At 73.6% G+C, this 26,048-nt stretch carries 22 protein-coding genes; 11 read left to right on the top strand and 11 right to left on the bottom strand.

Annotated elements, in window-relative coordinates; translation table 11 throughout:
- Positions 1–80: 80 nt before the first annotated feature.
- Together WME96_RS02935 and WME96_RS02930 are read right to left on the bottom strand one after the other, a co-directional pair.
- Positions 81–1,292, bottom strand: coding sequence for a vWA domain-containing protein (locus WME96_RS02935; protein ID WP_437288657.1), 1,212 nt, complete (start codon positions 1,290–1,292; stop codon positions 81–83).
- Positions 1,293–1,640: 348 nt separating this feature from the next.
- Positions 1,641–3,032 carry a styrene monooxygenase/indole monooxygenase family protein gene (locus WME96_RS02930; RefSeq protein ID WP_437288656.1) on the bottom strand — a complete coding sequence of 464 codons (1,392 nt, stop codon included), beginning with the start codon at positions 3,030–3,032 and terminating at the stop codon, positions 1,641–1,643.
- Positions 3,033–3,599: 567 nt separating this feature from the next.
- Between WME96_RS02930 and WME96_RS02925 the strand changes: the two genes are divergently transcribed.
- Genes WME96_RS02925 through pyrE form a run of 4 tightly spaced genes read left to right on the top strand, consistent with a single transcriptional unit; the run spans position 3,600 to position 5,707 of the window.
- Positions 3,600–4,022 carry a bactofilin family protein gene (locus tag WME96_RS02925; RefSeq protein WP_061614915.1) on the top strand — a complete coding sequence of 141 codons (423 nt, stop codon included), beginning with the start codon at positions 3,600–3,602 and terminating at the stop codon, positions 4,020–4,022.
- A 54-nt stretch (positions 4,023–4,076) separates the two neighbouring features.
- A complete protein-coding gene (locus tag WME96_RS02920) occupies positions 4,077–4,391 on the top strand; it encodes a bactofilin family protein (protein WP_061611987.1) in 315 nt (104 codons plus the stop codon).
- A gap of 3 nt (positions 4,392–4,394) precedes the next feature.
- Positions 4,395–5,132 (top strand): bactofilin family protein, encoded by a 738-nt coding sequence (locus WME96_RS02915; RefSeq protein ID WP_437288655.1) that lies wholly within the window; start codon positions 4,395–4,397, stop codon positions 5,130–5,132.
- Positions 5,129–5,707: an orotate phosphoribosyltransferase gene (gene pyrE, locus WME96_RS02910; RefSeq protein WP_437288654.1), complete on the top strand. Its 579-nt coding sequence runs from the start codon at positions 5,129–5,131 to the stop codon at positions 5,705–5,707. Before WME96_RS02915 ends, pyrE begins: the two co-directional genes overlap by 4 nt.
- Before the next feature lie 132 nt (positions 5,708–5,839).
- Here the strand turns inward: pyrE and glyQ are convergent, their stop codons facing one another.
- The 3 genes from glyQ to WME96_RS02895 form a co-directional block, all read right to left on the bottom strand.
- Positions 5,840–6,787, bottom strand: a complete 948-nt coding sequence (glyQ, locus tag WME96_RS02905; protein WP_061619340.1) for a glycine--tRNA ligase subunit alpha — start codon at positions 6,785–6,787, stop codon at positions 5,840–5,842.
- A 171-nt stretch (positions 6,788–6,958) separates the two neighbouring features.
- A complete protein-coding gene (locus WME96_RS02900; RefSeq protein ID WP_437288653.1) occupies positions 6,959–7,810 on the bottom strand; it encodes a hypothetical protein in 852 nt (283 codons plus the stop codon).
- 183 nt (positions 7,811–7,993) lie between these two features.
- Positions 7,994–11,980: a serine/threonine-protein kinase gene (locus WME96_RS02895; RefSeq protein ID WP_437288652.1), complete on the bottom strand. Its 3,987-nt coding sequence runs from the start codon at positions 11,978–11,980 to the stop codon at positions 7,994–7,996.
- A gap of 73 nt (positions 11,981–12,053) precedes the next feature.
- Here WME96_RS02895 and WME96_RS02890 point away from each other — a divergent pair, with 73 nt between their 5' ends.
- The 3 genes from WME96_RS02890 to WME96_RS02880 all read left to right on the top strand — a co-directional run bounded on the left by WME96_RS02890 (position 12,054) and on the right by WME96_RS02880 (position 16,158).
- Positions 12,054–13,547 carry a serine/threonine-protein kinase gene (locus tag WME96_RS02890; RefSeq protein WP_437288651.1) on the top strand — a complete coding sequence of 498 codons (1,494 nt, stop codon included), beginning with the start codon at positions 12,054–12,056 and terminating at the stop codon, positions 13,545–13,547.
- Positions 13,548–13,772: 225 nt separating this feature from the next.
- Positions 13,773–14,252: a MarR family winged helix-turn-helix transcriptional regulator gene (locus WME96_RS02885; RefSeq protein ID WP_433933085.1), complete on the top strand. Its 480-nt coding sequence runs from the start codon at positions 13,773–13,775 to the stop codon at positions 14,250–14,252.
- Position 14,253: 1 nt separating this feature from the next.
- Positions 14,254–16,158: a chloride channel protein gene (locus WME96_RS02880; RefSeq protein ID WP_437288650.1), complete on the top strand. Its 1,905-nt coding sequence runs from the start codon at positions 14,254–14,256 to the stop codon at positions 16,156–16,158.
- On the opposite strand, the gene WME96_RS02875 is transcribed toward WME96_RS02880, so the two are convergent.
- Together WME96_RS02875 and WME96_RS02870 are read right to left on the bottom strand one after the other, a co-directional pair.
- Positions 16,155–17,369 (bottom strand): pyridoxal-phosphate-dependent aminotransferase family protein, encoded by a 1,215-nt coding sequence (locus WME96_RS02875; protein ID WP_437288649.1) that lies wholly within the window; start codon positions 17,367–17,369, stop codon positions 16,155–16,157. The genes WME96_RS02880 and WME96_RS02875 overlap by 4 nt on opposite strands.
- Before the next feature lie 609 nt (positions 17,370–17,978).
- Positions 17,979–18,236, bottom strand: a complete 258-nt coding sequence (locus WME96_RS02870; RefSeq protein WP_437288648.1) for a GlsB/YeaQ/YmgE family stress response membrane protein — start codon at positions 18,234–18,236, stop codon at positions 17,979–17,981.
- Positions 18,237–18,647: 411 nt separating this feature from the next.
- Here WME96_RS02870 and WME96_RS02865 point away from each other — a divergent pair, with 411 nt between their 5' ends.
- On the top strand, positions 18,648–18,947 hold the full coding sequence (locus WME96_RS02865; RefSeq protein WP_437288647.1) for a CsbD family protein: 300 nt from the start codon (positions 18,648–18,650) through the stop codon (positions 18,945–18,947).
- Positions 18,948–19,098: 151 nt separating this feature from the next.
- On the opposite strand, the gene WME96_RS02860 is transcribed toward WME96_RS02865, so the two are convergent.
- Both WME96_RS02860 and WME96_RS02855 read right to left on the bottom strand, forming a co-directional pair.
- A complete protein-coding gene (locus WME96_RS02860; RefSeq protein WP_437288646.1) occupies positions 19,099–19,821 on the bottom strand; it encodes a GNAT family N-acetyltransferase in 723 nt (240 codons plus the stop codon).
- Between the two features lie 117 nt (positions 19,822–19,938).
- On the bottom strand, positions 19,939–21,306 hold the full coding sequence (locus WME96_RS02855) for a sigma 54-interacting transcriptional regulator (protein ID WP_437288645.1): 1,368 nt from the start codon (positions 21,304–21,306) through the stop codon (positions 19,939–19,941).
- Between the two features lie 143 nt (positions 21,307–21,449).
- On the opposite strand from WME96_RS02855, the gene WME96_RS02850 reads away from it, so the two are divergent.
- Entirely contained in the window at positions 21,450–22,982 is a 1,533-nt protein-coding gene (locus WME96_RS02850; RefSeq protein WP_437288644.1) for a phytoene desaturase family protein, read from the top strand.
- Positions 22,983–23,042: 60 nt separating this feature from the next.
- On the opposite strand, the gene WME96_RS02845 is transcribed toward WME96_RS02850, so the two are convergent.
- Positions 23,043–23,477, bottom strand: a complete 435-nt coding sequence (locus tag WME96_RS02845) for a VOC family protein (protein ID WP_437288643.1) — start codon at positions 23,475–23,477, stop codon at positions 23,043–23,045.
- A 105-nt stretch (positions 23,478–23,582) separates the two neighbouring features.
- Complete coding sequence (locus tag WME96_RS02840; RefSeq protein WP_437288642.1) at positions 23,583–24,194, bottom strand: hypothetical protein; 612 nt, start codon at positions 24,192–24,194, stop codon at positions 23,583–23,585.
- 167 nt (positions 24,195–24,361) lie between these two features.
- Here WME96_RS02840 and WME96_RS02835 point away from each other — a divergent pair, with 167 nt between their 5' ends.
- Positions 24,362–25,747, top strand: a complete 1,386-nt coding sequence (locus WME96_RS02835) for a cystathionine beta-synthase (RefSeq protein ID WP_437288641.1) — start codon at positions 24,362–24,364, stop codon at positions 25,745–25,747.
- A 25-nt stretch (positions 25,748–25,772) separates the two neighbouring features.
- The gene (locus WME96_RS02830; protein ID WP_437288640.1) at positions 25,773–26,042 is read left to right on the top strand and encodes an acyl carrier protein; all 270 of its coding nucleotides are present in this window, start codon (positions 25,773–25,775) and stop codon (positions 26,040–26,042) included.
- The last annotated feature ends 6 nt before the right edge of the window (positions 26,043–26,048 follow it).

The following is a 26,048-nucleotide window of genomic DNA, read 5'->3' as shown; positions in this document are numbered from 1 at the left end:
AGCGCTCGCCGGCGCGAGAGGAGCGCGTGGCCAGCGAGGGCCGCTATTGACGTACCTCGCTGGCCAGGGAGCGCCGCCGATCACAGCGGGACTTCGATCACGTCCTCGCAGGTGAACTCGACGCTCAGCGACGCCGCGGGGTCGGCTTGCACCGTGGCGCACGCGCTGGCGCAGAGCTCGATCGACGCCGGATTCGCTGGGTCGTCGTAGCGCCATGCGCTCTCGGCCGCGCAGTCCTGATCATACAGGAGGGTCGTCGGGGTATTGCTCGCGCCGCTCGTGTACGTCACGTTGACCTTCTGCTTGTCGAACGACCTGCCATCGGGCGCCGGCGGGATCGCGATCGTGCACGAGATCGCGGTCCCGCGGATCTGGTCGATGGCCGCCTTGAACGTGGCCGTGGTCTGCGCCGGGTCGCCGGTGTCGATGATGAACGCCTCGCCCGTGCCGCCCGCCTCGGCGATGTCGTGCAAGTTGTCGACGTTCTCCGGCGCGTCCGGCACCGGCGGGTTCGCGACGCCGACCACGTAGGTCGCGATGCCGTTCTCGCGCGCCGCCCGGACATGCCGCACGACCGCCTCGATCGAGTCCGACCCCTCGCAGAGCTGCGGGTAGCCGTCGGTCACGAGCACGAGCGCGTATTTCCCGGGGCTCTGCGGCCGCTCCTCCTCGATGAAACCGACCGTGCCTTCCACCACGAACGCCGTCGGCGTGCCCATGCGCCAGTCGTCATCGCGCCTGGGCGTGACGTCATCGATCGCCTCGCCGAACGCCTCCGAGGGCAGCGACGTCATCGGGACATCCGGGTTCTCATACGTGCCGGCCCTGCACATCCGCCGCCGATCGGGGCCGGGGAAGAACGTGAGCGACGCCATGAGCCCGGTGGACTCGGGATCCGAGAAGAACTGCTTCGTGGCGGCGACGACGGGATCCCACTTGAGCGCCTTGTCGTGCCACTCCTCGTTGTTCGCGCCCATGCTGCCCGACACGTCGAACGCAAAGGCGAGGTACACCTGTTGAAGACCGGTCTGGGCAGACTGCGCGGCGCACGCCTGCCCCGCGCCCGTCGAGCCGACGGCGCCGCTGCTGCCAGAGCCGGAGTTCCCGCCCGGGCCAGCGCCGGCGCCCACCCCGAAGTCGCCGGTGCTCGCCGAGCCGGTCGGCGAGCCGCCGCTCTGCGAGCTACCGCCGCCCGAGCTACCGCCGCCGTCGCTGCTGTTCGAGGCGCCTCCACACGCAGCGCCGGCCAGAGCCACCATCGACAAAGCAATGGTCATCGTAAGCAATCGCATGGTCCAACTCCTCTTAAGCACGTGCCAGCGCCGTCGACGGCGCTGTAGCAACTAGAAGCGAGGAGGCCTCCGGAGACGGCAACCTGCCGGACCACATCCTGAAACTCCGGGACCAGTGTGGAGTATAACCGAGAACGCTGCACCGTGCGTGACAACTGCATGAAAAAGAGATCGCGACGATCACAGCGCAAGATATTCATGCGCGTGCAACGCGCCTGTGTGCTCGTGTGACCGAGGGTCTCACATAGAAGGGTGATGGGAGCTCAGCGCGCGTTCCGTGAGCGTGAGGCGCGCCGCCGTGCTGCACATCCGGAGGCGAGCCGAAGGGTGGAAGGACTGTTATCGGTGCTACGCGAGCGCTCCCCCGGCGTGCGCCTGCGCTCCCGGGTGCCCGGGCGACAGCCCGAGGCGCTGCCGCACCTGCGCGAGGCCGACGCCGACGCCCCCCGCGGCGAGCGCGAGCGGCCACGGGCGGCCGGTCTTCTGCCCGATGAACGCGCGCACCCGCCCCACGTCCTCGAGGATCGGCGTCAGCTGGGCCGGGTCGGCGAAGTTGTTCACGAACGCGTTCGCGAGCGCCTGTTGCCTGCTCGTGTTGTCCGCCCGCCCGTCGCTGCCGTATTGCGCGAAGAGGAGGTGAAACACGCCGGCCGAGGCCGCGAGGAGGAGGTTGTTGAACCTGTCCGTGGGCCCGCCGTGGCGGGCATAGAAGCGATCGAAGGTGCGCGTCATCCATCCGGCGTCGAAGGGGCCGTCGCCGTGCTGCGCGACGCACTCGACCAGGTTGCGCGCCATCTTGTTGCCGCTGTTGGCGCCCTGGCCGCCGATCGGATCGAGCGAGAGCGCCGTGTCGCCGAGCGGCGTCACTATCCGGCCGGAGGGCAGCCGCCCGACGGGGTTGCGCACCGCCGGGACGACCCGCCCCACCTGCCATCCATGCCTGTCCGACAGCTCGGCTGACCTGAACCATTCATGGTCCCAGGGGATGAGCTCCTTCACCAGCCGCTTCGTGATCGCGACGGCCTCCTCCCCCGTCTTGACGCCCTGGAACCGGTCCAGCGGCCCCCCGGGGATCGCCTCGATGATACAGTTCCAGCTCGGTCCCACGTCCTTGTGGTGGTAGGGCACCCAGAACGCCTCCCCGACGCCCGCGAACAGGTTGAACTTGACCGGGAGCAGCGGGACGCCGTCGAACCCGAGCTTCGGGCCGGTCACGCAGACCATGGCGAGGTTGCGCTGCGCTTCGGCGTGGACGCTGCGCGCCGGGTCGCGCTCGAACAGGTTGCACAGGTCGCCTCTCCCTGCAGCGACGATGGTGAGATCGTTCTCCGCCGCGATCTGGTCGAGCCGCGCGACGGAGACGGGCTCGATGGCGATCTTGCCGCCGCGCGCCTCGAGCTCGAGCATCCACCGGTGGCTCTGGAGCCGGAGATCGATCGCCATGAACGGCCGCTCCAGGCGGCCCGCCAGCGTCAGGAGGCGGTTGCCCGGGGCGGCGCACGCGGTGAGCTGAGCGCCCTCGCCCCTGGGCGCGGCGTCTTCCCAGAAGGCCAGGCCGAGCTCGCGCTCGAACTCGAGGGCCATGTCGAACCGGGCGGCGGTGCCGGTCGGCTTCGACTCATTCAGCCACTGCTCGGGCGTGCGATCCGAGTAGAGCGTCACCTCATGGCCGGCCTTCACCAGGCCGTGCGCCGCGAGCAGGCCAGCCTGTCCCGACCCCACGATAGCTATCTTCCGCATAGGACACCCCCAGGTTGCGTTCGTCCACGTTCGCCTCACGACGACGCGCGCCGAGCCGTCCAAGTCGGTTCATCGCCCGGCGCGTCGCGAGCATGGAAAGCCCAGTCGAATCGCACCTTATCACCAGAGCCAGCTCCTCAGGAAGCCTCCCGCAGCGCCCACAGTCCCCCGCTGCCGATCTGAACCACCCCCCATTCACCAGAGAGAGCGCGGGAGGGGTGGGGTGTCGCGCGGGGGGCCGAGGGGGAGGGCCCCACGAACCCGAGCGCCGGCCCGCATCGCAGCGGGTCGCGCCTTCACCCCTGCACTCGGCACTTCCGCGCAGCGGGCAACAGCCACCACGAGGCGCGAGTTCGTGGGAGGGCCCCCCTCGGCCCCCCGCGCGACACCCCACCCCTCCCGCGCTCTCCGTCGCCTCGTCGCCTGGTTGCGAGGCGCGACGCCTTGGAGTAGCGTCCGCGCCGCCGCGGAGCCTGGGCGATGTCGCTCGCCCAGCTCCAGCGGACGAGCCGGGCTTCTGGTGCGCGCCCCGGCTCACGCGGCCCCCACCGCGCACGGGAGACGAGAATGGCCCGAGGCTCGACAACCACGCGCAGCGAATCGGACGCTGCCGAATCGCTCATCGGCCGGGGCGCCCGCATCCGCGGGCGGGTCCACGGCGACGGCTCGCTCCGGGTCGAGGGGAGCGTCGAGGGGGACATCCGCCTGGCCGGCGACCTCGAGATCGAGGACGGCGCGTCGGTCACCGGGGACGTCGAGGCGAGCTCGCTCGTCGTCGCCGGGCAGCTCACGGGAGACGTGACGTCGCGCGGCCCCGTCACCATCCGGGCGACCGCGCAGTACGCCGGCAACCTGGGGGGCAGCGAGGTGATCCTCGAGGAAGGCGCGGCGTTCGCCGGTCGCATCGAGGCGGAGTTCGACCTCCCGGCCGAGCTCTCGGAGCGGACCGGCGGGCGCGGTCAGGGCACCCGGCAAGCGGCGGGGCGGTAGCGCGCGTTGACGGACGAAGCATCGCGCCCCGAGGGCGCGACGAGGAGCACGAACGTGGCGGGTACGATCATCGGAAACGGGCTCACGATCGAGGGCGAGATCACCTCCGACGAGGAGGTGATCGTCGCCGGGACGGTGCGCGGGCGGCTCACCGTCGAGGGGCCTCTGACCATCGACGCTGGGGCGCTGGTCGAAGCGGACATCGGGGCGGCGTCGCTCCAGGTGGGCGGCAACGTGACCGGCAACGTCACGGCGGCCGACCGCGTGGACCTCCTCGCGGGCGGTCGCCTGGTCGGCGACGTGAAGGCGTCGCGGCTCACCATCGCGGACGGAGCCTCGTTCAAGGGCAACGTCGACATGGACGTGTAGCCGATGGCCTCCCAGTCCTCGATCGGGCCGACGACGGCCATCCGCGGCAACGTGCAGGGCGACGGGGATCTCGAGATCCTCGGGCGCGTCGAGGGGAGCGTCGTCATGACCGGCGACGTGACCATCGGCGAAGGCGCGCTCATCCAGAGCGACGTGCGCGGGCGGCGCGTGGTCGTCCGCGGCGCGGTCGCCGGCAACATCTCCGGGGAAGAGGCCGTGATCCTCGAGCCCGGCGCGCGCGTCGTCGGCGACCTCGGCGCGCCGCAGATCGGCATCCACGCGGGCGCGCTGGTGCGCGGCAACGTCACCACCGGCGCGCCGCTCGCCGCGCAGCCGGCCCCGGCGCGCGCCGCAGCGGCAGAAGCCGCGCCGCGCGCCGCCGCGCCCGCGGCCGCGCGGCCGGCCCGCGCGCCGGCCCCCGCGCCGGCGGCCCGGCCTGCGCCCCGCGTCGCGCCTGCGGCGGCGCGCCCCGCGCCGGTGGCGCGCCCCGCGCCGGTGGCGCGCCCCGCGCCGGCGGCGCGCCCTGCGCCGGCAGCGCGCCCCGCGCCGGTCGAGGCGGCGCCCGAGCCGCGCCTCGCGGCGTCGCACGACGAGGACGACGCCGATCTGGCGGCCTCGGCGGGCGGCGAGGGCGACGAGCCCGAGGCGGCCGAGGGCGCCGGCGGGCCGCCGCCGCCCGTCGTCCCTGCGCTCCGGAAGGGGGCCGCGAAGGCCTCGCTCCGCAAGCGGGGCGGGCGGTGAGCGCCATCGGCACCTCGGAGCGGGAGCGGCTCGTCGCGCTGCTGCGCGAGCGATCGTTCGAGCAGAAGCGCGTCGTGCTCGCGTCCGGGCGCGAGAGCGACTTCTTCATCGACTGCAAGCAGTCGGTGCTGACCGCCGAGGGGCACGCGCTCGTCGGCGCGCTGATGTTCGAGGCGCTCGACGCGCTCCCCCGGTGCGAGGCCGTCGCCGGCGTCGAGCTCGGGGGGTGCCCCCTCGCGAGCGCGGTGTCGCTCACGAGCTTCCTGCGCGGCCGCCCCCTCCCCGCGCTCTACGTGCGCAAGGAGGTCAAGGACCACGGCTCGCGCCGCCTGGTCGAGGGCGATCGCGGGCTCGTGCCCGGGATGCCCGTGGCGATCCTCGAGGACGTGATCACGACCGGCGGCTCGACGCTGAAGGCGGTCGAGAAGCTGCGCGCCGCGGGCGCCTCGGTGGTCGGCGTGGTCGCCCTCGTCGACCGCCTCGAGGGCGGCGCGGAGGCGATCCGCGCGGCGGGGCTGCCGGTCGTCGCGATCTGCACGCGGCGGGATTTCCTGCCGGACAGCCCGCCCGGCTGAGGCGCCGCGCGCTCCCGCGCCCCCTCGGGGCGCGGGCTCGGCCGGTCGGCGGCGACGCGCTGCTCGACCAGCCTCGCGGCGCGCGCTGCTCCGTGACCCTCGCCAGCGCGCGCTGCCCCGTCGCCTGCGGCGCTACTCCGCCGCCTTCGCCTGCTGCTCGCCGAGGAGCGGGAAGCCGAGCGCCTCGCGTTGCGCGAGGTACGTCTCGGCGACCGACCGCGCCAGCGCGCGGACCCGGCCGATGAAGCGCTGCCGCTCGGTCACGCTGATCGCGCCGCGCGCGTCGAGGACGTTGAAGCGGTGCGCCGCCTTCACGACGAAGTCGTAGGCCGGCAGCACCAGCGCCTTGCGCGGATCGATCGCCGCCCCCTTCGCCGCCGGATCGGCGCCCCGGTACAGGAGCCGCTTCACCTCGGCCTCGCACACGTCGAACGCCGCGAAGTGCTCGGCGATGTCGGCCTCCTCGAAGTTGTAGGTCGACCACTCCCACTCCGCGCGCTGGTAGAGATCCCCGTACCGCACGACCTTGCCGCCGGCGTCGGAGTAGACGACGTCGTAGATGCTGTCCTTGTCCTGCAGGTACATCGCGATCCGCTCGAGGCCGTACGTGAGCTCGCCGGACACGGGGCGGCAGTCGATGCCGCCGATCTGCTGGAAGTAGGTGAACTGCGAGATCTCGAGCCCGTCGAGCCACACCTGCCAGCCGAGCCCCCACGCGCCGAGGGTCGGCGACTCCCAGTCGTCCTCGAGGAACCGGACGTCGTGCTCAAGCGGGTTCGTGCCGATCGCGCGCAGCGACTCCAGGTAGAGATCCTGGATGTCGATCGGGCTCGGCTTGAGGATGACCTGGAACTGGTGGAACTGCTGAAGACGATTCGGGTTTTCGCCGTAGCGGCCGTCCGACGGCCGACGGGAAGGCTCGACGAACGCCACGTTCCAGGGCTCGGGGCCGAGCGCACGCAGGAACGTCGCCGGGTTGAAGGTGCCGGCGCCGACCTCCGAGTTGTACGGCTGCACGACGAGGCAGCCGCGCTCGGCCCAGAACTTCTGCAGTGCGAGGATGAGGTTTTGGAAGGTCATGGGAGGGCCGGTTCTTAGCGTGGATCTCGCGCGCGGGCGATATGCAGCCCGGCGCCGCGCGAAAAGCAGCCGCCGACCGACCATCCCGTCGAGGACGACGCGGGCCCCGGGTCCCCCTCCAGCGCAGAGGGCCGCTCCCCCTTCCTTCCCGCGCGGGCGCAGGGGCGTGGGTCAGGGAGGCGGGCTGCACGACGGGTAAAGCGCGGTGAAGCCCGTCTCATCGAGGAACGTCGAGATCGCCTCCGCGTACACGGTGTTGCCCGGCGTCCTGCAGACCGGGTTGCCAAGGCTGTCGGGCGAGCAGTCGGCGCCCGCCTCGTCCTGGCACGCGCCGAGGAGGGTGATGCCGCAGAGCGACGAGCCGTCGCAGATGCGCACGTCCGCGAAGACGCTCCAGCTCAGGCCGCACGCCGCAGCGGCGGCGTCGTCCGCGCAGGCGAAGACCTCCACCTTGGCGGGGTCGAAGATGTTGCCGAACATCGTGGCGTCCGGAATGGAGTAGTTCACGGCGTCCTGCGCCGAGGCGTCCGTGAGCCCCCCGTGGCTGCCCACCATGCGGATCGGCACCTTCGCGCCGATGCCGTTGAGGGTCTGGAGCAGGCACGCCGTCACCCAGCGCTGCGATGACAGGGCGCCCAGCTTCCCCGCCTTCCACGTCGGCGCGAGGCCGATCGCGCCCTTGAAGGACACCGCTGGCATCGACGTGTTCACCGTGGTGCCGCGAGGGAGCGCGCAGCCCACGACGTAGTGGAGGAGCTTGCGCCCCGCGTCGCTGGACAGGAGCCGCGTGGGCGTGAGCAGGCCGGTCGCGGGGTCGACGAGCGGAGACAGCGCGAGCCGCTGCAACAGATGCTGCGTGGTGGTCTGCCAGAAGAACGACGGCACGTCGCCGTTGGTCCAGATGATCGCGTCCTCCGCGACCGCGAGCTCGTCGTCTGCGCCGTCCTGCGGCGCCGCGACGCAACCGGACGCGAAGAGGAGAGAACCGGCAACGACAGCAAGGGACGATCGGGCGTTGAACATGCTCTTCCTTCCGCCGCTGGCGCGGCATGCGAACGCGCTCGCTCAGTCCATGGATCGTGCCAGCCACGCGCGGCGGCGCCGCCGTCGACCGGCCCGCCGCTTCCGGCCCGAACAGCGCCGTGTCTCGACGCGCGAAGCCGGCGGCGCCCGGGCGGCGCCATGGCCGACCGGAGGCGCTGGCCCTCAGCCCATGGAGGCTCGCGCCTCCACCTCGCGGAAGCGCCGCCAGAGGTCGTCGAAGCGAGGCTGCCAGATCGGACACGCGACGAGGAGCGCCCCGGCCTGCGCGAGCGCGCCGGACGCCTCGTCCGGCTCGCCGCGCCGGATGGCCATCGCCGCGCGCCAGTGGAGGAGCTCCAGGAGCTCGAACGGGAGCAGCCCGCCGCTGGCCTCGTCGAGCAGCGCGGCCCAGCGACGCCCCAGCGCGCCGGCGTCGGGCGCGTCGGGCGGCCCCGCGCCGAGCTGCTCCAGGACGAGCCCGAGCATCCGGAAGAGCGCGGACAGCGAGGGGGCCGTCGCGGCGTCCGGCGGGCAGCGCCGGGCGATCCAGTCGACGAGGCGCGCCGCCTCGTCGTGGCCGCCGCGCGCGATCAGGATCCGGGCGAGCAGCAGCGAGCTCTCCGGCACCGGGACCTCCACGAACCGCTCCTCGAGGACGAGGGCGCGCCGCGCGAGCGGGAGGGCCTCCTCATCCTGGTGGTTGGCGTGGAGCAGCTCGGCGACGTTGTGCGTCGCCATCCGCTCGAAGAGCGGGTTGCCGATCTCCCGCGCCAGGGCGATCGTCCGGCGCATGTCGTCGATCGCGAGGAGCAGCTCGTTCCTGGTCGTCCACAGCAAGGCGCGGTTGACGTACATCGCGCAGACGTGGGGCCAGTCCTCGACCTGCGCCGCCAGCTCGATGCCCGTCTGGAACGTCGCCTCCGCCTCCTCCAGCCGCCCGGCGAACACGAGCGCAGCCGACCGCAGGACGAGCGCCACGACGCGCGCCTCGTAGTCGCGCGCGGCCTCGGCGGCCGCGACGCCCTGGCCCAGGAGGTCGGCCGCCTCCGCCATGCGCCCCTGCCGCATGCACGTCCGCCCGAGCCCCACCACGAGCCGGGCGGCGAGGCCCGGCGAGCCGGCGCGCTCGACCAGCGGGCGCGCCTCCTCCACCCGCCTGGCCGAGGTCTCGAAATCGTTGGCCCAGTCGAGGACGGTCGCCTCGACGAGCAGGGCGTCGGCCAGGAACGCGGCGTCCCCTAGCTGCTCCGCGAGCGCACGCGCGGCGGCGAGATCCTCCAGCGCCTCGCGCGGGCGGTGGACGCCGTAGCGGCTCTTGCCGCGCCCGATCCGCGCGAGCGCGCGCGCGCGCGGCTCGCCGTCCGCCGCGAACGAGAGGCACGCGGTGTAGTGCTGGTCCGCCTCGACGTGGCGGTGCCGCGAGAGGGCGGCGTCGCCGAGCCGGAGGCACGCGTCCGCCGCCTCCTCCAGCGCCCCGCACCCGCCGGCGTGCCGCGCCAGCGGCTCGAGGAGCTCGGGGCGGGGCCCCTCCGCCTCGACCCTGGACCGGAAGTACGCGAGCGCGTGCCGGTGGATCTGCGCGCGCTGCGCCGGATCGAGCAGCTCGTAGACCGCGTCGTGGAACACCGCGCTCTGGAACGAGCAACGCTCGCCCGCGCCGCGCTGGAGGATCCCCCGCTCCGCGAGCGCGCTCAGGCCGTAGCCCGCGTCGATCGGCGTGCCGGCGCCGCCCGCGCGCTCGATCGCGTCCTGGACCTGCTCGAGCTCCGCCCGGCCGAACGAGGCGCCCAGCACCGAGCAGAGCCTGACGCAGGCCGCGAGCTCCGGCGGCAGGGCGTCGATCTGCCGCTCCGCGAGCCACTGCCACGCCGGCGACGGAGGCAACGCGTCGAGCTCCGCCGTCGCGACGTAGTGGCTGCCGGAGCCCGCGCGGCGCCGCACGATGCCGGCCCGCTTCAGCGAGCGCACGAGCTCCGCGAGGCAGGCGGGGTTCCCGCCCGCCCAGCCCGCGAGCCGGCGCAGCGTGGCGGCGGGCGGGTACTCGGCCGGCCGCAGGAGCTCGGCGGCGAGCGCCATCCCGGCCTCCTCGTCGAGGGGCGCGAGCGCCGCCCGGCGGTGGCGCTGCGTGCGCGCGCCCCACGCGCGGCGCACCTGCTCGAAGCGGGGGTGCGCGGCGACAACGACCCAGAGCGCGACGCCCGCGCCGTCGAGCGTCGCGTACTCGAGCGCGTCGACAAGCGCGTCGTCGGCCCTGTGCGCGTCGTCGAGGAGCACCGCCACCGGGCCGCGGCGCGCGAGCCGGCGCAGCCCCTCCCCGATCGCCTGCACCACGCCGAGGTGGAGCGACGCGGGCGCGCCGCCGCCCGCCGGGGGCGACCAGCCCAGCGCCGCGGCCACTGCCGGCCACGTCGCCGAGCCGAGCGCGTCGCCGAGGCGCTCGCGGCAGAACGCGGCGGGATCCGCCGGCGGGTCCGCGGGCGCCTCGAGCACCTGGCGCAGGAGCTCCGCCGCCTCGCGCGCCGGCTCCCCGGGCAGCGGCTGCGCGGCGCGCAGGGAGATCACCCGCGCCTCGGGCGCCCGGACCGTCAGGCGGCGCGCCACGGCGGCGGCCTCCGCCACGAGGCGGCTCTTGCCGAGCCCCGGCTCGCCGACGAGCGTGAACAGGCCCGGGCACGTCCCGTCGAAGGCCGCCCCGGCGCTCGCGGAGAGCGCCGCGACGACGTCATCGCGGCCGGCGAGCGGCGCCTCGAGCTCGGCCGAGGGCGCGGCGCGCGACGAGGCGGGGCCCGGGTCGTCGCGCGCCGGCAGGGCGCGCTCGAGCTCCGCGGTGAGCGCGACGCCCGACCAGGGCTCCGGGGGCAGCCAGGTCTCCGGGCGCTCGACGGCGGCGCCGTACGCTGCGGCGGCGCTCCGCGCCTTGCGGCGGAGCGTGACGGAGGCCAGGTGGAGCGCCGCCCGCGCGCCGTGCCGCTCGGCGAGCTCGCGCGCGGCGGCGAGCGCGGCCTCGGCCGGGTGATCGGCGTTCCGGCCGGAGAACACGGCCACGTAGCGGCTGCCGCGTTGCCGCGCGATGAACCCGTTGCGGCCGGTCACGACGGCGATGACCGGCGGCGCCGGGGCGACCGTGTCGGCGACGAGCAGGACGACCGGGTGCCCCCCCTCGGCGATCAGCCTGGCCGGCGCGGCGGCCGCCCGCGCCGCGACCGCCCGCGCCGCGACTGCCCGCGCCGCCTCGGCGCGCGCCGCCGCGAGCGCGCGTCGCAGCGCCGAGGCGCTCGCGGGGCGGCGGTCGCGGTCCTTGGCGAGGCACGCGAGCGTCAGCGCCTCCAGCGCGGCGGGCACGGGCGCGAGCTCGCCCGGGCGCCGCGGGCGCAGCGCGAGGTGGCCGTGCTCGACGGCGCCGCCGTCGCCCGCGAACGGCAGCTCCAGCGTGAGCAGCTCGAACAGGACGACGCCGAACGCGTAGAGGTCGGCGCGCTCGTCGATCGCCTCGCCCCGGATCTGCTCGGGGGCCATGTAATCGGGGGTCCCGAGGACCGCGCCGGTGCGGGTGAGCTGCGCCTCCTCGCCGGGGGCGCCCGCGGCGCGCTTCGCGAGGCCGAAGTCGAGCAGCACGACGCGCGCTCCGGGGGCGGAGGGCGCGCCCCCGGAGCGCGCGATGAAGAGGTTCTCCGGCTTGAGATCCCTGTGGATCACGCCCTCGGCGTGCGCGGCCTCGAGCGCGGCGAGCACGGCGTCGGCCCGCGCGGCGGCCCAGTCCGGGCCGGGCGGCTCGGCGAGCGAGGCGAGCTCCGAGGCGAGCGTGCGGCCGGAGAGCCGCTCCATGACGAGGTAGGGGCGGCCGTCGTCGAGCCGACCGCGCCCGTGGAGCCGCGGAGCGTGCGGAGGGCCGATGCGCTGGAGCGCCTCCGCCTCGCGGCGGAAGCGCTCCTCGAGCACCGGGGTGGCGGAGAAGCCGACCTTGACGGCGACCTCGGCGCCGTCGCTGCCCGAGATCCCCGCCCACACCGCGGCGAACCCGCCTTGCCCGAGGCGCTCGCCCAGCGAGATGCCGTCGATGCGCGGCGGGGCGGGCGCCGGGCGCTCGCTCGCCGGAGGGGGCGTCCACCCGTCGCGGGGGCACGGAGCGCCGCCTTCGCGGCGCCGGTGACAGGAGGGGCAGCGATGCACTCGATGATGGCTCCGGCGGAGGGACGCGCGCGAGCGCCGACCTTCCCTGTGATACTCTCGCGCCCGCTGGCAGATGGCACGCGCCGATGATCGTACCCTCCAGAGCGCGCTGCCCGGGATCACGGGGCTCGCCGGCGAGACGACGGTCGACCTCCCCGCGGACGAGGGGCAGGCGGCGGCCGCCGGGGGCGAGCCCACGCGCGAGGCGCCGGATCGCGCGGGCGATTACCGGATCGGGCGCGCCCTCGCCGCGGGGGGCTTCGGCGTCGTCTACCGCGGGGAGCACGCGGAGCACGGCTCGCCCGCGGCGGTGAAGGTGCTGCACCCCGAGCTCGCCCTGCACCCCGACCTGCTCGTCCGCTTCGAGCGGGAGATCGAGGCGACGCGGCGGGTGCGGCACCCGGGCGTGGTCGAGATCTTCGACGTCGGCCGGCTCGCGGACGGGCGCCCCTACCTGGTCATGGAGCTGCTCGAGGGCGCCGACCTCGCGCAGCTCCTGCGCGACCGCGGCCGGCTGCCGCCGGAGGAGGCGCTCGCCGTGCTCGAGCCGCTGTGCAGCGCGCTCCAGGCGGCGCACGCGCAGGCGATCGTGCACCGCGACGTCAAGCCGTCGAACGTCTTCCTGTGCGCCGGGGGCGACCGCCCGCGCGTGGTGCTGCTCGACTTCGGGGTGGCGAAGCTGCTCGACGCGCCCGGGCCCGCGCTCACGACGTCGCGGCACGTCGTGGGCTCGCCCTCGTGCATGTCCCCCGAGCAGCTCATGAGCCGCCCGCTCGACGCGCGGTCGGACATCTACGCGCTCGGCGCGCTGACGTACACGATGCTCGTCGGGGAGCCGCCGTTCTCGGGCACGTCGCTCGTCGTGCTGCGCCAGCTCCACCTGTTCGCGAGCCCGCCCCGCCCGAGCGCGCGGGCGCGCGTGAGCCCGTCGCTCGACCGCGTGGTGCTGCAGGCGCTCAGCAAGGACCCTGCGGAGCGCCAGGCGTCGGTGGGCGAGTTCATCGCCGGCCTGCGCGCGGCGCTTGCGGCGCCCGAGGCGCGCGGCGCCGCCGAGCGGCGCTCCGCGGTGGGCATCCACCTCGAGGTGCAGGCCGACCCCGGCGCCCTCGAGGAGCCGGACGCGGAGCTGCTCGACGATTTCGAGGCGGTCCTGCCGCTCGCGCTCGGCGCGCTCGCGGACGCGGGGTTCGCGGCCGCCGTCGAGGCGGGCACGGCCGCGCTGGTCACCGCCGACCGGCCGCTGGATCCGGCGGGAGACCAGGCGGCGCGGCGCCGCGCGGTGGACGCGGCGCTGTCGCTGATGCGGCGGCTCGACGCGCGCGCCGGGCGCGACCCGAGGGTCCACGTCCGCCTCTGCGTGCACGCCGGCGAGCTCGTCGCGGGCAGAGACGGCGCGCTGACGGGCGGTGACCTGCTGGAGCTCGCCGCCTGGCTTCCCGAGGGGACGGCGCACGGCGTGTTCGCCTCGCCGGCGGTGCTCGACGGGCTCGGCATCGCCGCGCAGCCCGCGCCGACGTCGCGGCGCTCGAGCGCGCTGCTGCGCGTGATCGACGCGGAGCGGCGGTAGGGGGATCCCCTCGCCGGCGGGAGCCCCGGCGGGCTCGCGCCTCGAGCGCGCCGCGCAGAACGCCGCGGCCTGCGCCGCTCTGCGCGGCGCGGCAGAGGCGGCTTGCGCCTGCCCGGCCGGCGGCGTAGCTTCCGGCGCGATTGTATGGGGTCCCATGCATCATCACCCGGGCGGCGAAAGACCACCGCGCAGCGGGCGCCCGGCGGGCCGGACGCGCAGCGGGTCATGGACGCGATCCGCGCCATCGTGCAGCGCCTGCGGGTCTCCTCGCGCGCGTGCGAGCGGCAGCTCGGCGTGAGCAGCGCGCAGCTCTTCGTGCTGCAGCAGCTCGACCAGGCGGCGGCCGCGTCGATCGCCGAGCTCGCGCAGCGCACGCTGACGCACCAGAGCTCCGTGTCGGTCGTGGTGACGCGCCTCGCGGAGCGCGGGCTGGTCGCCCGGCGCGCCTCACCCGAGGACGCGCGCCGGACCGAGATCGCGCTCACCCCCGCCGGTCGCGCGCTGCTCCGCCGCGCGCCGCGCACCGTTCAGGCCGAGCTCATCGCCGCCGTGGACGGCCTGCCGGCCGACGAGCGCCGCGGGCTCGCGCAGAGCCTCACCACCCTCGCCCGGGCGCTCGGCGCCGGGGACGAGGCACCCCCCCTGTTGTTCGATGGCGACGAAGCCCGCTCCGGCACCGGGGCGGGAGATCACGAGGAGAGCTGACATGTCGAGCGCGAACGCCCCACATACCAACGCGGCCGCCGGGAGCCTCCCGGTCGCCCCCTCGATGGGCCCGGCCCTCGAGGACCTCCGCGTCCCCGCCCCCGCGGCCGCCGTCGACCGGCGGGTCGTCCTCGTGAGCGGCCTCGCGATCGCGATCGCCGGCGTCGCGTTCCTCGCGGCGGAGCTGCTCACCGCGCTCATCGCCGTCATCACGAACCTCGCGTTCTTCGGCCGGCTCTCCGCCGCGCCCGCGTCGCCCGCCGAGCACCAGGTGGGCGCGTTCGTGCTCGTCGTGCCGATCGTCGGCGCGCTCGTCGTCGGCGTGATGGCGCGCTACGGCTCGCAGGCGATCCGCGGCCACGGGATCCCGGAGGCGATGGAGCAGGTGCTCTTCAACCAGAGCCGCATCCCGCCCCGGATGACGCTGCTCAAGCCGCTCTCCGCCGCGATCGCGATCGGCACCGGCGGGCCGTTCGGCGCGGAGGGGCCGATCATCGCGACCGGCGGCGCGCTCGGCTCGCTGGTCGGGCAGGTGCTCCGGATCACCGCGGACGAGCGCAAGACGCTGCTCGCCGCGGGCGCGGCGGCCGGCATGTCGGCGACGTTCGGGAGCCCGGTGGCCGCCGTGCTGCTCGCGATCGAGCTCCTGCTCTTCGAGTACCGGCCGCGCTCGGTGATCCCCGTCGCCCTCGCCGCCGCCACGGCGGCCGCCGCGCGCCTGGCCGCCGGCCAGACCGCGCCGGCGTTCGAGATGCCGGCCGTGGCGCCCTCGACCGGCCCCGCGCTCGCCTTCTACATCGTGCTCGGCGCCGTCCTCGGCGTCGCGGCGATGGGCGCGACCCGCGCGATCTACGCGATCGAGGAGGCGTTCGAGCGGCTGCCGATGCACTGGATGTGGTGGCCGGCGATCGGCGCCGTCGCGATCGGCGCGGTGGGCTACTTCGCGCCGCAGACGCTGGGCGTCGGGTACGACAACATCGACGACATCCTGAGCGGCCGGCTGGCGCTCGCCGCGCTCGTGTCGCTCTCGGTGCTGAAGTTCGTCTCCTGGTCGATCGCGCTCGGCAGCGGCACCTCGGGCGGGACGCTCGCGCCGCTCTTCACCATCGGCGGCGGGCTCGGCGCGGCCCTCGGCCTCGCCGCCAGCGCGCTCTTCCCCTGGCTCAACGCGGACGCGCGCGTCGCCGCGCTCGTCGGCATGGCGGCGATCTTCGCGGGCGCCTCCCGCGCGCTGCTCGCCTCGGTGGTCTTCGCCTTCGAGACGACCCGGCAGCCGATGGGGCTCCTGCCGCTGCTCGGCGGCTGCAGCGCGGCCTTCCTCGTCTCGAGCCTGCTGATGCGGCACTCGATCATGACGGAGAAGCTCGCCCGCCGCGGCGCGCGCGTGATGGTGGAGTACGCGGCCGATCACCTGGCCCAGATCACCGTGCGCGAGGCCGCCTCCTGCCCCGCCGTGACGCTCTCCGCCGACGAGACGGTCGAGGCGGCCCGCGCCTTCCTGCTGTCGCAGGGCAAGGGTTCGCGCCACCAGGGCTTCCCGGTCGTGGACGGCCGCGGAGAGCTCATCGGCGTGGTCACCATGCGCGACGTGCTCGCCCAGCAGGCCGGCGATCTCCCGATCCGCGACCTCGTCCGGCGGCCGCCCGCCGTCGTGTTCGAGGACAGCTCGCTGCGGGAGGCGGCCGATCACATGGTCACCGAGGGGGTGGGCAGGCTCCCGGTCGTGTCGAGGCAGGAGCCCCGCAAGGTGCTCGGGATGCTGACGCGCAGCGACCTGCTCGACGCGCACAGGAGCCGGATCGAGGCCGGGCAGCGCCGCGAGCAGGCGCTCGCCAGGCGGGGCGGCGCGCCGCCCGAGCGCCGGCCGAAGCGCCGCGAGCGAGGAGCTCCCGTCCTGAGGGGCTAGTCGACGAAGTAGTCGCGGTCGCCGGCGAGCCCCTGCTCGAGCGCGGCCATGCCCTTGGCGACGTCGAGCTTCACGCCTTCGCGCCGGAAGCTCATCCCCATGGCGTAGAGCGTCTTGAACAGGTTGTGCGAGCGGCACTGCTCGCCCATCTGGCCGACGCGCACGATGTTGAGGCCGAAGGCGCCCGAGATCTCGACGCGGAAGGCCTTGGTCATGTACTCGCGGATGCGCGCGCTGTCGACGCCGCTCGGCAGCTTGATGGCGAGCACGCTGTTGAGGCGCACGTCCTTCGCCGCGAACAGCTCGAGCCCCATCGCCTCGACGCCCGCCTGCATGGCCAGAGAGCTCATCTCGTGGCGGCGGAAGCGCCGCTCGAGCGTCTCCTCGCAGACGAGGCGCAGCGCCTCGTGCAGCGCGAGCACGCCGGGCACGGGCGCGGTGTAGTGGTATTGCTGGTAGCCCCAGAACCGCTGCGCGCGCGTGGCGTCGTAGCACCAGTGCGGGCGCGGCGAGGGGCGCTCCTCGACCACCTTCCACGCGTCCTGCGAGAACGCGCAGGCCGAGACGCCCGGGATCGACGACAGCGCCTTCTGCCCGCCGACGATGCCGACGTCGATGCCCCACTCGTCCATGTGCACCGGCATGGCCGTGAGCGTGACCACCGCGTCCACGATCGTGAGCGCGCCGTGCGCCTTCGCGAGCTTGCAGATCTCCGGCAGCTCCACCATGCGGACGCCGCAGGACGTCTCGCCGTGCGCCATGGTGACCACGTCGTAGCGCTGCTTCTTCAGCGCCTCGCGCACCTCCGCGAGCGTGACGGGCCGCCCGGGCGGCCCCTCGAGGAAGGTCACGTCGGCGCCGACGCCGAGCGCCATCTCGCCGAGGCGGCCGCTGAACGTCCCCACCTTCAGGCAGAGGACCTTGCGCCCGGGCCAGCACAGGTTCGCCACGGCCATCTCCATGGCCGCGGACGCGGGCCCGGCGATGCCGAGGATCTTGTCGCTGCGCGTCTGGAACGCGTACGCCGCCATGTACTTCACGTTCTGGATGACGCGGTCCATGGTGGGGCCGAGGTGATTGATGATCACCCCGTTCGCCTGCGCCACCGCCTGCGGGATGGGCACCGGACCGGCGCCCATGAGGAGCAGCGGCTCGGACGGCAGTATCGCGGCGAGGGGCGTGATCGGCGGGGGCAGGATGGAGAACGACATGGCCAGGACCTTGGGCAAAAGCGCGGAGCGCGCTAGCAAGCCCAATGCATCCTGCCGCGTCAAGTTTTACCCGGCAAGCGGGCGCGACGCCTGACGGACGCGGGCGGCCGGCGGGCGCCGGCATGCGTTGATCCCGATTGCCGACGGCGTCGTTCTCGGGACGTCCGGCGCCGGCGCGGGCTGCCGGCCAGGAGAGGCCCTGCTCGTCGCACGACCCTGGGGGGGTGAGTCATGCGACGAGCGGGACCTCCGCTGCTCCCGCAAGGGAGGCCCTGCTCGTCGCACGACCCTGGGGGGGGTGAGTCATGCGACGAGCAGGACCTCCGATGCCCTTGCTCCGAGGAGGCCCTGTTCATCGCACGACCCTGGGGGGGTGAGTCATGCGATGAACAGGGCCCCCTCTGGCCTACCGTGATGCGTGGAAGCGAGCGCTGCTTCGCCTGAACCCGAGTCGGGCTCATGAACAGCAAGGCTTCCTCCACGCCGCGTACGGTAGACCCAAGGTGTTCCCCGACGTCACAGGGCGCAGCAGCGGAACAGGAGCTCCTCCATGTCGCGCCCTGTGACGGTATCGGGCGTAGCGCCTCGGCAGAGGGTCAATCGACCCGTTCATACCACCGAGCGACGCCGCGTGATCGCCTGATAGCCCGCGGTGAGCAGGATGGCGCCGATGAGGGACATGAAGAACCCCGCCGGCTCGCCCTCGCGGTACATGAACAGCATGCGGCCGAGCAGCCCGCCGACGAACGAGCCGACGACGCCGATGATCATCGAGACGACCCACCCGCCCGGCTCACGGCCCGGGACGATAAGACGCGCCAGAGCACCGACGACGAGGCCAAACAGGAGAAAGAGAACGAACGACATGATGAACCTCCCAGGAAGGAGCGAAGTGCTCCTCGTTGCTTGCAGACTGTTCAGCAAGCGCCGCGCCATCTCGCGAAGTCCGCGCTCTCCACAGCCGCCCGGGCGGACAGGACGCCGCGGACAGAGCTCGGGGGCGCCGTTTCACCGCAGAATCCGCCTGCAGCACGGAATGCGACCGGGAGAGCCGGGACGGCCTGCTCGCCCGGCGGGGACGCTTCCGCCGTATCTGTGTGGCGTAGTGCCTCAAACGAGCTGAAAGGGAGAGCGCGGGCGGGGTAGCCTGCCTCAATGTCCCCTCCGCCCTCCCGATGGGGTCGGACCGCGCCGTCGTGGCGTGGCGGTTGCACGTGGTGGAGAGCGATGGCGCGCCGCAGAGAGGCGCGGCCGACGTCCAGTCAAGAGGAGGGTACGATGAGCAACGAAAGCGACCGTAACGAAGGAGCCGCCGAGGAGCTGGGCGGCAAGCTCAAGAAGGGGCTCGGCAAGCTGATCGGCGACGAGCAGATGGAAGCGGAGGGCCGGGCCAAGGAGGTCAGGGGTAAGGTCCAGCAGGAGGACGCCAAGGCAGAGGAACGCGCGAAGGGCGCGCTCGAGGAGGCCGCCGGCGCCATCAAGAACCGGGTCGGCAAGCTGGTCGACAACGAGCAGATGGCCGCCGAGGGGAAGGCCAAGGAGCTCCAGGGCGAGAACCGGCAGAGGGCCAATCAGTAGGTAGAGCTCACGCCCGGAACGGGCGCTGCCCCCGGACAGCACGCTGCCTGCGGCGCTGTTCGAGGGCAGCGTCCACCCGACCCACTGCCGAGCTCAGCAGCTCCGCAGGACCATCATCGTAAGACGCACTACAGTCAAGCCGATGCGCGCACTACTCCGCCGACTCGACAGACGGTCGCGGTGGTTCGGAGGTTTGCGCCTCGGCGGCCGTCCCCCGCCGGAGCTGATCCAGCAGGAGCGGCATCGCGCCGAACCCGGCGTTGACGAGGCGCTCGTCGAGCCTGGCCAGGCCGCAGCGGAACTCATACGCCCTGAGGTGTGCCTCGTTGTGAAAGTACCTGAGGTTCACGCCCGGGCCGACGGCGGCGTCGATCTCCATGGCCACGATCCGGAATCCCGCCCTCAGCTTGGCGATGAGCACCGCGTTGTTGCACGGTGCGTGCTCGCTGACCACGTAGTCGAAGCCGAGCTCGCGCGTGTAGGCGAGGATCCGCCGGACGATCTCCGCATAGATGCCGCGCCGACGGTAAGCGGGGTGGACGTTCGAGTGCCACATCCGGTAGGTCTCGTCATCCTTCTGATGGCCAGAGAACATGGCCACGATCGCCTCGCCGTCGCGCGCGACCCAGAAGTCCGCGAGGCGATGGGCCCCCTCCGACGCCGCGAGCAACGCGCGGGCGCGCTGGCCCTCCCCGCCCGACAGCGCCCGGAGGTCGAAGAAGACCTCGGCAGGGAAATGGCGGCGCAGCTCGGCGTCGTGCAGCGCCCAGTACGCCTCCGCGCCGGCGAGCCGCTCGACCGGATAGAGGCCGGTGAGCGGCTCACCAAAGTGCTTCTGGCGAATCGGAGTGACCCAGTCCCAGGCGTCGCTCATGCGGAGAGCCTACCATGGCGGGTCGCTTCACCCCGAGTTTCCGCAGCCGGGGGGTGGATCGACTCCCCACCTCCCGGGCGCGCCGTCACGCCGTCGCGTGGTGACGCTGTCGCGCCGTCACGCCTCGGTCGCCGATACGGCGTGCCGCTGGAGCAGCTCGCGCAGGTGGCTCCGGTCCATCCGGGCGGCGCGCGCGGCGCGCGAGAGGTTGCCGCCGTTCGCGCGCACGAGCGCCGTCAGGTACGCCCGCTCCCAGCGCGCCACGGCGCGCTCCTTCGCCTCGCGGAACGACAGGCTGAGATCGTCGTCCCGGAGCGCCTCCAGCCCCGGGGGATTGCCCTCCCTGCCCTCCGAGCCCATCACGGCCTCGCGAAAGAGCGCCGGATCGATCATCAGCACCGCCCGCTCCACCGCGCCGCGCAGCTCGCGGACGTTGCCCGGCCAGTCCTGGCGCATGAAGGTCTCGAGGAGCTCGCCGGGCGGGCTCTGGTCCTGCCCTTGCGCGAACTGCCGGTAGAAGTGCGCCGTGAGCAGCGCGATGTCGTCCGGGCGCTCGCGCAGCGCCGGCACGCGGAGGCGGACGATGTTCAGCCGGTAGTAGAGGTCCGACCGGAAATTGCCGCGGTTCACCTCCTGGCGGAGATCGCGGTTGGTCGTCGCGATGACGCGGATGTCGAGCTTGGTCGGCTCGACCGTGCCGATGCGCCGGATCTGCCGCTCCTCGAGCACGCGCAGGAGCTTCGGCTGCATGTCGAGCGGGAGCTCGCCCATCTCGTCGAGCAGCACCGTGCCGCCCCGCGCCGCCTCGAAGGCACCGACGCGCGCCGCCTGCGCGCCCGTGAACGCCCCCTTCGCGTGCCCGAAGAGCTCGGCCTCGATCAGCGTCGGCGGGATCGAGCCGCAGTCGATCACGACGAACGGCCCGCCCGCGCGCGGGCTGCTCTCGTGGATGGCCTCGGCGAGCAGGCCCTTGCCCGTGCCCGTCTCGCCCTCGATCAGCACCGTCGAGTCCGACGCGGCGATGCGCGGCAGCGCCGCGAAGATCCGGCGCATCGCGGCGCTCTGCCCGAGCACCCGGCCGTACCGGTCCTCGTCGCCGAGCGGCTCGCGGATCTCCTCGGCCAGCGGCTCGAAGCGGAGCGTCGACTGCCCGAGGCCGAGCGCGGCGCCCGGCTGGAGGTAGGCGGCCTCGATGCGGAAGCCGGAGAGCGTCGTGCCGTTCTTGCTGCCGAGATCGCGGAGCAAGAAGCCCCGCGGGGTGACGGTGATCACGCAGTGGTGCCGCGACACAGCGCGGTCGGTCAGGATGAGCTGGTTGCCGGGCGCCGTGCCGATCACGAACTCGGCCGCGTCCGACACCTGGGCCGCCCCGGCGTCCGGGCCGGCCGTGACCTGCACGCGGAAGCGGCTGAACGCGATCTCCTTGGAGCGGACCTTGAGGAGCGCCGTCTCGGCGCTCGCGTGACCTTTCGGCTCGGAGCCCATCGCGCCAGCGTACCACGCCGCCGCGCAGGGCCGGGGCCGGTCGGTGACCTCCCCGGGGGCGCGCCGGCGCGTCGCGGGCGCCCCCGCCTGTCGCGGGCGCACCGGCTTCCCGGGAGCGCACCGGCGCCCTACAGGGAGCGGCCATGACCCCGGCCAGCCCAGGCGCGCGGCGCGGCGCTGACGCGGACGTCCTCGTGATCGGCGCCGGCTTCGGCGGCCTCGGCGCGGCGCTCTCCCTCGCGGAGCGCGGGGCGAAGGTGGTCCTGTGCGAGGCGCTCAGGTACCCCGGCGGCTGCGCCAGCACCTTCGAGCGCGGCGGCTACCGCTTCGAGTCGGGGGCCACGCTGTTCTCCGGGCTCGCCCCGGAGCAGCTCTTCGGCCGGTGGATCGCGCGCCACGGCCTCGACGTCGCGGTCGACTGGATCGACCCGCTGGTCGAGCTGCGGACGCCCTCGCTCCGCCTCGCGATCGGGCGCGACCGCGGCGCGCTCGTGGACGCGCTCGCCGGCCTGCCGGGCGCCCCGGCGCGCGGGATCCGCGGCTTCTTCGCCTACCAGGCGCGGATCGCCGACACCCTGTGGGCGCTCTTCGACGACCCCGCCCTGCTGCCGCCGCTCGGCGTCCGCGCGCTCGTGCGCCACGCGGCGAGCACGGCCCGCTACGCCGCGCTGCTGCCGGTGCTCGGGCGGCCGCTCGAGAGCGTGCTCGCGCGGTTCGGCGTGGCCGGCTTCGCCCCGCTCCGGCAGTACCTCGACGGGCTCTGCCAGATCACGGTGCAGTGCGGGGTCGCCGAGGCCGAGGCGCCCTTCGCGATGGCGACGATGGACTACTACTTCCGCGGCACCGGCCACGTCCGCGGCGGCATCGGCGCGCTCGCGTGGGCGCTCGTCCGGGCCGTCGAGCGGCTCGGCGGCGAGGCGCGCATGGCGAGCCGCGTGCGCTCGCTCGAGCCGGTCCCGGGCGGGTTCCGCGCCGGGACGCGCTCGGGCGAGATCCGCGCGCGCCACGTCATCGCGAACCTGCTCCCGCAGGACCTCCGCGCGCTGCTCGGCGCCGCGCCGGGCGCGCTGCCGCGGCTCGATCGGCTCGCGCGCGACGTCGAGGGGGGCTGGGGCGCGGCGATGCTCTACCTCGTGGCGCGCGCGCCCGAGGGCGCGTCGGCCGCGGCGCACCACCTGGAGCTGGTGCAGGACCCGCGCGCGCCGTTCACGGAGGGCAACCACCTGTTCGTGTCGGTGAGCGGCGCCGCCGACGAGGGCCGCGCGCCGCCGGGGCACCGCACGCTGACCGTGTCGACGCACGTCCCGCTCGCGAAGCTCCGCGCGCTCCCGCCCGCGCAGCAGGGCGAAGCCATCGGCGCGATCCAGGCGCGGATGCGCGAGGGGCTCGCGGCGCTCGCGCCCGAATGGAGCGAGAACATCGTGCACGCGCTGACGGCCTCGCCGCGGACGTTCGCGCGCTTCACCGGGCGCGCGGGCGGCGCCGTCGGCGGCGTGCCGCGGCGCGCGGGGCTCGGGCACTACCTGTCGGTCTGGCCGCGCCCGGTGCAGGACGGGCTCTGGATGGTGGGCGACTCGGTCTTTCCCGGGCAGAGCACGCTGGCGACGGCGGTAGGCGGCGTGCGCACCGCGGAGAGCGTCGCGCGGCGGCTCGGGCTCGCGCCCGGCGGGGGGTGAGCGGCGCCCGGTAACGCGGGAGCGCCGGAGAGCGCGACGCGCAATCGCGTCGTCGGTGGCTCATCCCGGAGCGCCGAGCAGCTCGGCGTCCCACCCCTCGGCCCCAGGCCCGAGCGGCTGGCCGTAGGAGAACTCGACATAATTGCCGTCCGGATCCCTGAGCGCGCAGAAGTAGGCGACGGGATAGGGTAGCTCCCTGGGAGGCCAGACGAGGTGTGCTCGGCCGCGACTCGCCACCTCGTCGACGGCGGCGCGGCTCTCGAGCGCGAACCCGAAGTGGCTCATGTCCTCCGGTGCCTGCGGAGCGCGGCGGCCCCCCTCGATCATCACCAGGACGAACGTCCGCTCTTTCCCCTCCTCGGCCAGCCATGCGACCCGCGTGCCGGCGTCGTTGCGCTCGTGAACCACCTTGAGCCCGCAGAAATCGCGATAAAAGGTGATCGTCGCGTCGAGGTTGCCGACGTGGAGCGCGACGTGGGTCATCATGGGTCTCATTGTAAATGCTCCTTCCTTGTCCTCGCAGGCGATCGTGGACGGACGGACCGACTCGACAGCAACGGGAATCGCGGCCCGACCGGCCGCGGCGAGTGCCCGTCCTCGCTAGGCGGGATCGAGCGCCTTGCTCGCCGCGTACCTGCGCGCGGAGGCCCGGATCTTCTCGATCTGCGCCGCGTCGAAGGAGACGGGCGCTCCGGTGCGCGTGTAGCTCATCACGTTGTCGTCCGTGCCGCTGTGGCCGAGCCCGAAGAAGTGGCCGAGCTCGTGCGCGAGCACGGTCGGCCGCGCGTTCGCCGCCAGGATGACGAACCGGCGCTCGGGCGTCGCCCGGCGGCGCCAGTGCACGCCCATCCGGAAGCGCCGCGGATCGTCGACGTCCCGCAGCGACGCGACGACCATCACGTTGATCCGGCGCGCCTCGATGGCCGAGGCGAGGGCGTCGCGGTCCTCGCGCGTCTCGATCCGCGAGAAGCCCGGGGACAGCGCGCGCGAGCCGGCCTTGCGCAGCGCCACGCCGGCGGGCTCGAACAGCCGGACCGCCTCGGCGATCTGCGCGTCGACCCAGGCCTCGTCGCGCACCGGCTGCCCCGCCTCGCCCTCCGCCACGGCGATCGACAGGGGAAACGCATGGACGGGCGAGGCCGCTGGCCCCGCGGCGCGGGCCAGCCTCGAGGCGAACGCGCCGACGGAGAGCAGGCCGGCTGTGGCGAGCAAGGCGCGGCGGGAGACCATGGATAAGGCACTGTACCATGCGCTCTCCAACCACCGCGAGAGCGCCCGTGAAGCCGAGAACCACCGACGCGCGGGGCGATGTAACGCGGCCCGCCGCGGCCGCTTGCTCCCCTTGTCGCTGCGGCGCGCGGCGGGTAAGAGGTCCCCGCATGATGCGAGGCGCGCTCAGCGACATCACGAGAGCGGTCGGCGACACGCCGATCGTCAAGCTGAACCGGGTCACCGAGGGGCTCCAGAGCGACATCTACGTCAAATGCGAGTACCTGAACCCGGGCGGCAGCCACAAGGATCGGGTCGCGCTGAACATGATCCGCGACGCCGAGGCGCACGGGCTCAGGGCGGGCGGCACCATCGTCGAGGCGACCAGCGGCAATACGGGCGCCGCCCTCGCCATGGTCGCCGCCATCCGCGGATACAAGTGCGTCTTCGTCATGCCAGACAAGATGTCGCAGGAGAAGATCGCGACCCTGCGCGCCTACGGCGCCCGCGTCGTGGTCTGTCCGACCGCCGTCGAGCCCGACGACCCGCGCAGCTATTACCAGGTCGCGAAGCGCATCGCCGAGGAGACGCCGAACTGCTTCTACGCGAACCAGTACCACAACCCGTCGAACCCCGAGGCCCACGTCGGCTCCACCGGCCCCGAGATATGGCAGCAGTGCGGGGACGAGCTCGACGTCTTCGTCGCCGGCATGGGGACGGGAGGCACCATCAGCGGCGTCGGCAAATTCCTCAAGCAGAGGAAACCCGAGATCAAGATGGTCGGCGTCGACCCGGTGGGCTCGCTCTATTACGACTACGTGAAGACCCAGCGGATCACGAAGCCCTTCGCGTACAAGGTCGAGGGGATCGGCGAGGACTTCTTCCCGAGCACGATGAACCTCGAGATCATCGACGAGATCATCCGGGTCGACGACAAGGAGTGCTTCCTCATGACGCGCGATCTCGTGCGCCTCGAGGGCCTCTTCGTGGGCGGCTCCGCGGGCGCGGCGGTCGCCGGCGCGATCAAGTATGCGCGCCAGAGCGGGAAGAAGGAGAACATCCTCGTCCTTTTGCCCGACGGCGCGTCCAAGTACATCTCGAAGATCTTCAATGACGACTGGATGCGGGAGAACGGCTTCCTCGAGGAGGAAAAGAGCCTCGGGACGGTGCGCGACCTGCTCGCCGGCAAGCCCAGCGCGTCGGTGGTCACCGCCGACGCGAACGCGCGCGTCCGCGAGGTCATCGACATGATGAAGTCGCACGGGATAAGCCAGCTCCCGGTCATCCAGGACGGCAAGCTGCGCGGGCTGGTCCACGAGGTCGACCTGCTGCGCCACCTCGTGGAGGGGAGCGGCACGCTCGACTCGAGCGTGAGCGGGCTCGTCGAGAGCGACTACGCGACCGTGACGCCGGCCACGAAGGTCGAGCTCCTGAAGGGCGTCCTGAGCGACGCGAGGATCGCGCTCGTCGTCGACGAGGAGACGGTGCTCGGCGTCGTGTCCAAGATCGATCTCATCGATTACCTCGCTCGCAAGGCGACGCCGGCGGCCAGCTAGCGTCTGGACAGGAAAGGAAGTTCGCGTGACGGTCGATATCGACACGGTGCGGCGCGCGCTGCACGACCATATCGTGAAGGAGATCTTGCTCCGCAAGGCGCCGCTCGCGCCGGACGAGGATCTCTTCGCCGGCGGGTCCGGGTTCGATTCGATGTCGCTGACGCGGGTGCTCGTGTTCATCGAGCAGCGCTTCGGCGTGAAGATCCCGGACGAGGAGGTGGACCTCGACGAGGTGTCGACGGTCGACAGGATGGCGCGCTTCGTCGCCGGCCGCGTCGCGGCCGCGCAGGGCTAGCCGGGC

The organism is Sorangium sp. So ce406 (assembly GCF_051474675.1).
Taxonomy (GTDB): Bacteria; Myxococcota_A; Polyangia; order Polyangiales; family Polyangiaceae; genus Sorangium; species Sorangium cellulosum_G.
Note: the sequence above shows the minus strand (reverse complement) of the source record. Positions and strands in the feature narration are given on the sequence as shown.

Excerpts from the sequence above, each read along its gene's own strand:
- WME96_RS02935 (WP_437288657.1), bottom strand. The coding sequence starts at position 1,292 with ATGCGATTGCTTACGATGACCATTGCTTTGTCGATGGTGGCTCTGGCC.
- WME96_RS02930 (WP_437288656.1), bottom strand. The coding sequence starts at position 3,032 with ATGCGGAAGATAGCTATCGTGGGGTCGGGACAGGCTGGCCTGCTCGCG.
- WME96_RS02925 (WP_061614915.1), top strand. The coding sequence starts at position 3,600 with ATGGCCCGAGGCTCGACAACCACGCGCAGCGAATCGGACGCTGCCGAA.
- WME96_RS02915 (WP_437288655.1), top strand. The coding sequence starts at position 4,395 with ATGGCCTCCCAGTCCTCGATCGGGCCGACGACGGCCATCCGCGGCAAC.
- glyQ (WP_061619340.1), bottom strand. The coding sequence starts at position 6,787 with ATGACCTTCCAAAACCTCATCCTCGCACTGCAGAAGTTCTGGGCCGAG.
- WME96_RS02900 (WP_437288653.1), bottom strand. The coding sequence starts at position 7,810 with ATGTTCAACGCCCGATCGTCCCTTGCTGTCGTTGCCGGTTCTCTCCTC.
- WME96_RS02890 (WP_437288651.1), top strand. The coding sequence starts at position 12,054 with ATGGCACGCGCCGATGATCGTACCCTCCAGAGCGCGCTGCCCGGGATC.
- WME96_RS02885 (WP_433933085.1), top strand. The coding sequence starts at position 13,773 with ATGGACGCGATCCGCGCCATCGTGCAGCGCCTGCGGGTCTCCTCGCGC.
- WME96_RS02880 (WP_437288650.1), top strand. The coding sequence starts at position 14,254 with ATGTCGAGCGCGAACGCCCCACATACCAACGCGGCCGCCGGGAGCCTC.
- WME96_RS02875 (WP_437288649.1), bottom strand. The coding sequence starts at position 17,369 with ATGTCGTTCTCCATCCTGCCCCCGCCGATCACGCCCCTCGCCGCGATA.
- WME96_RS02870 (WP_437288648.1), bottom strand. The coding sequence starts at position 18,236 with ATGTCGTTCGTTCTCTTTCTCCTGTTTGGCCTCGTCGTCGGTGCTCTG.
- WME96_RS02865 (WP_437288647.1), top strand. The coding sequence starts at position 18,648 with ATGAGCAACGAAAGCGACCGTAACGAAGGAGCCGCCGAGGAGCTGGGC.
- WME96_RS02860 (WP_437288646.1), bottom strand. The coding sequence starts at position 19,821 with ATGAGCGACGCCTGGGACTGGGTCACTCCGATTCGCCAGAAGCACTTT.
- WME96_RS02855 (WP_437288645.1), bottom strand. The coding sequence starts at position 21,306 with ATGGGCTCCGAGCCGAAAGGTCACGCGAGCGCCGAGACGGCGCTCCTC.
- WME96_RS02850 (WP_437288644.1), top strand. The coding sequence starts at position 21,450 with ATGACCCCGGCCAGCCCAGGCGCGCGGCGCGGCGCTGACGCGGACGTC.
- WME96_RS02845 (WP_437288643.1), bottom strand. The coding sequence starts at position 23,477 with ATGAGACCCATGATGACCCACGTCGCGCTCCACGTCGGCAACCTCGAC.
- WME96_RS02835 (WP_437288641.1), top strand. The coding sequence starts at position 24,362 with ATGATGCGAGGCGCGCTCAGCGACATCACGAGAGCGGTCGGCGACACG.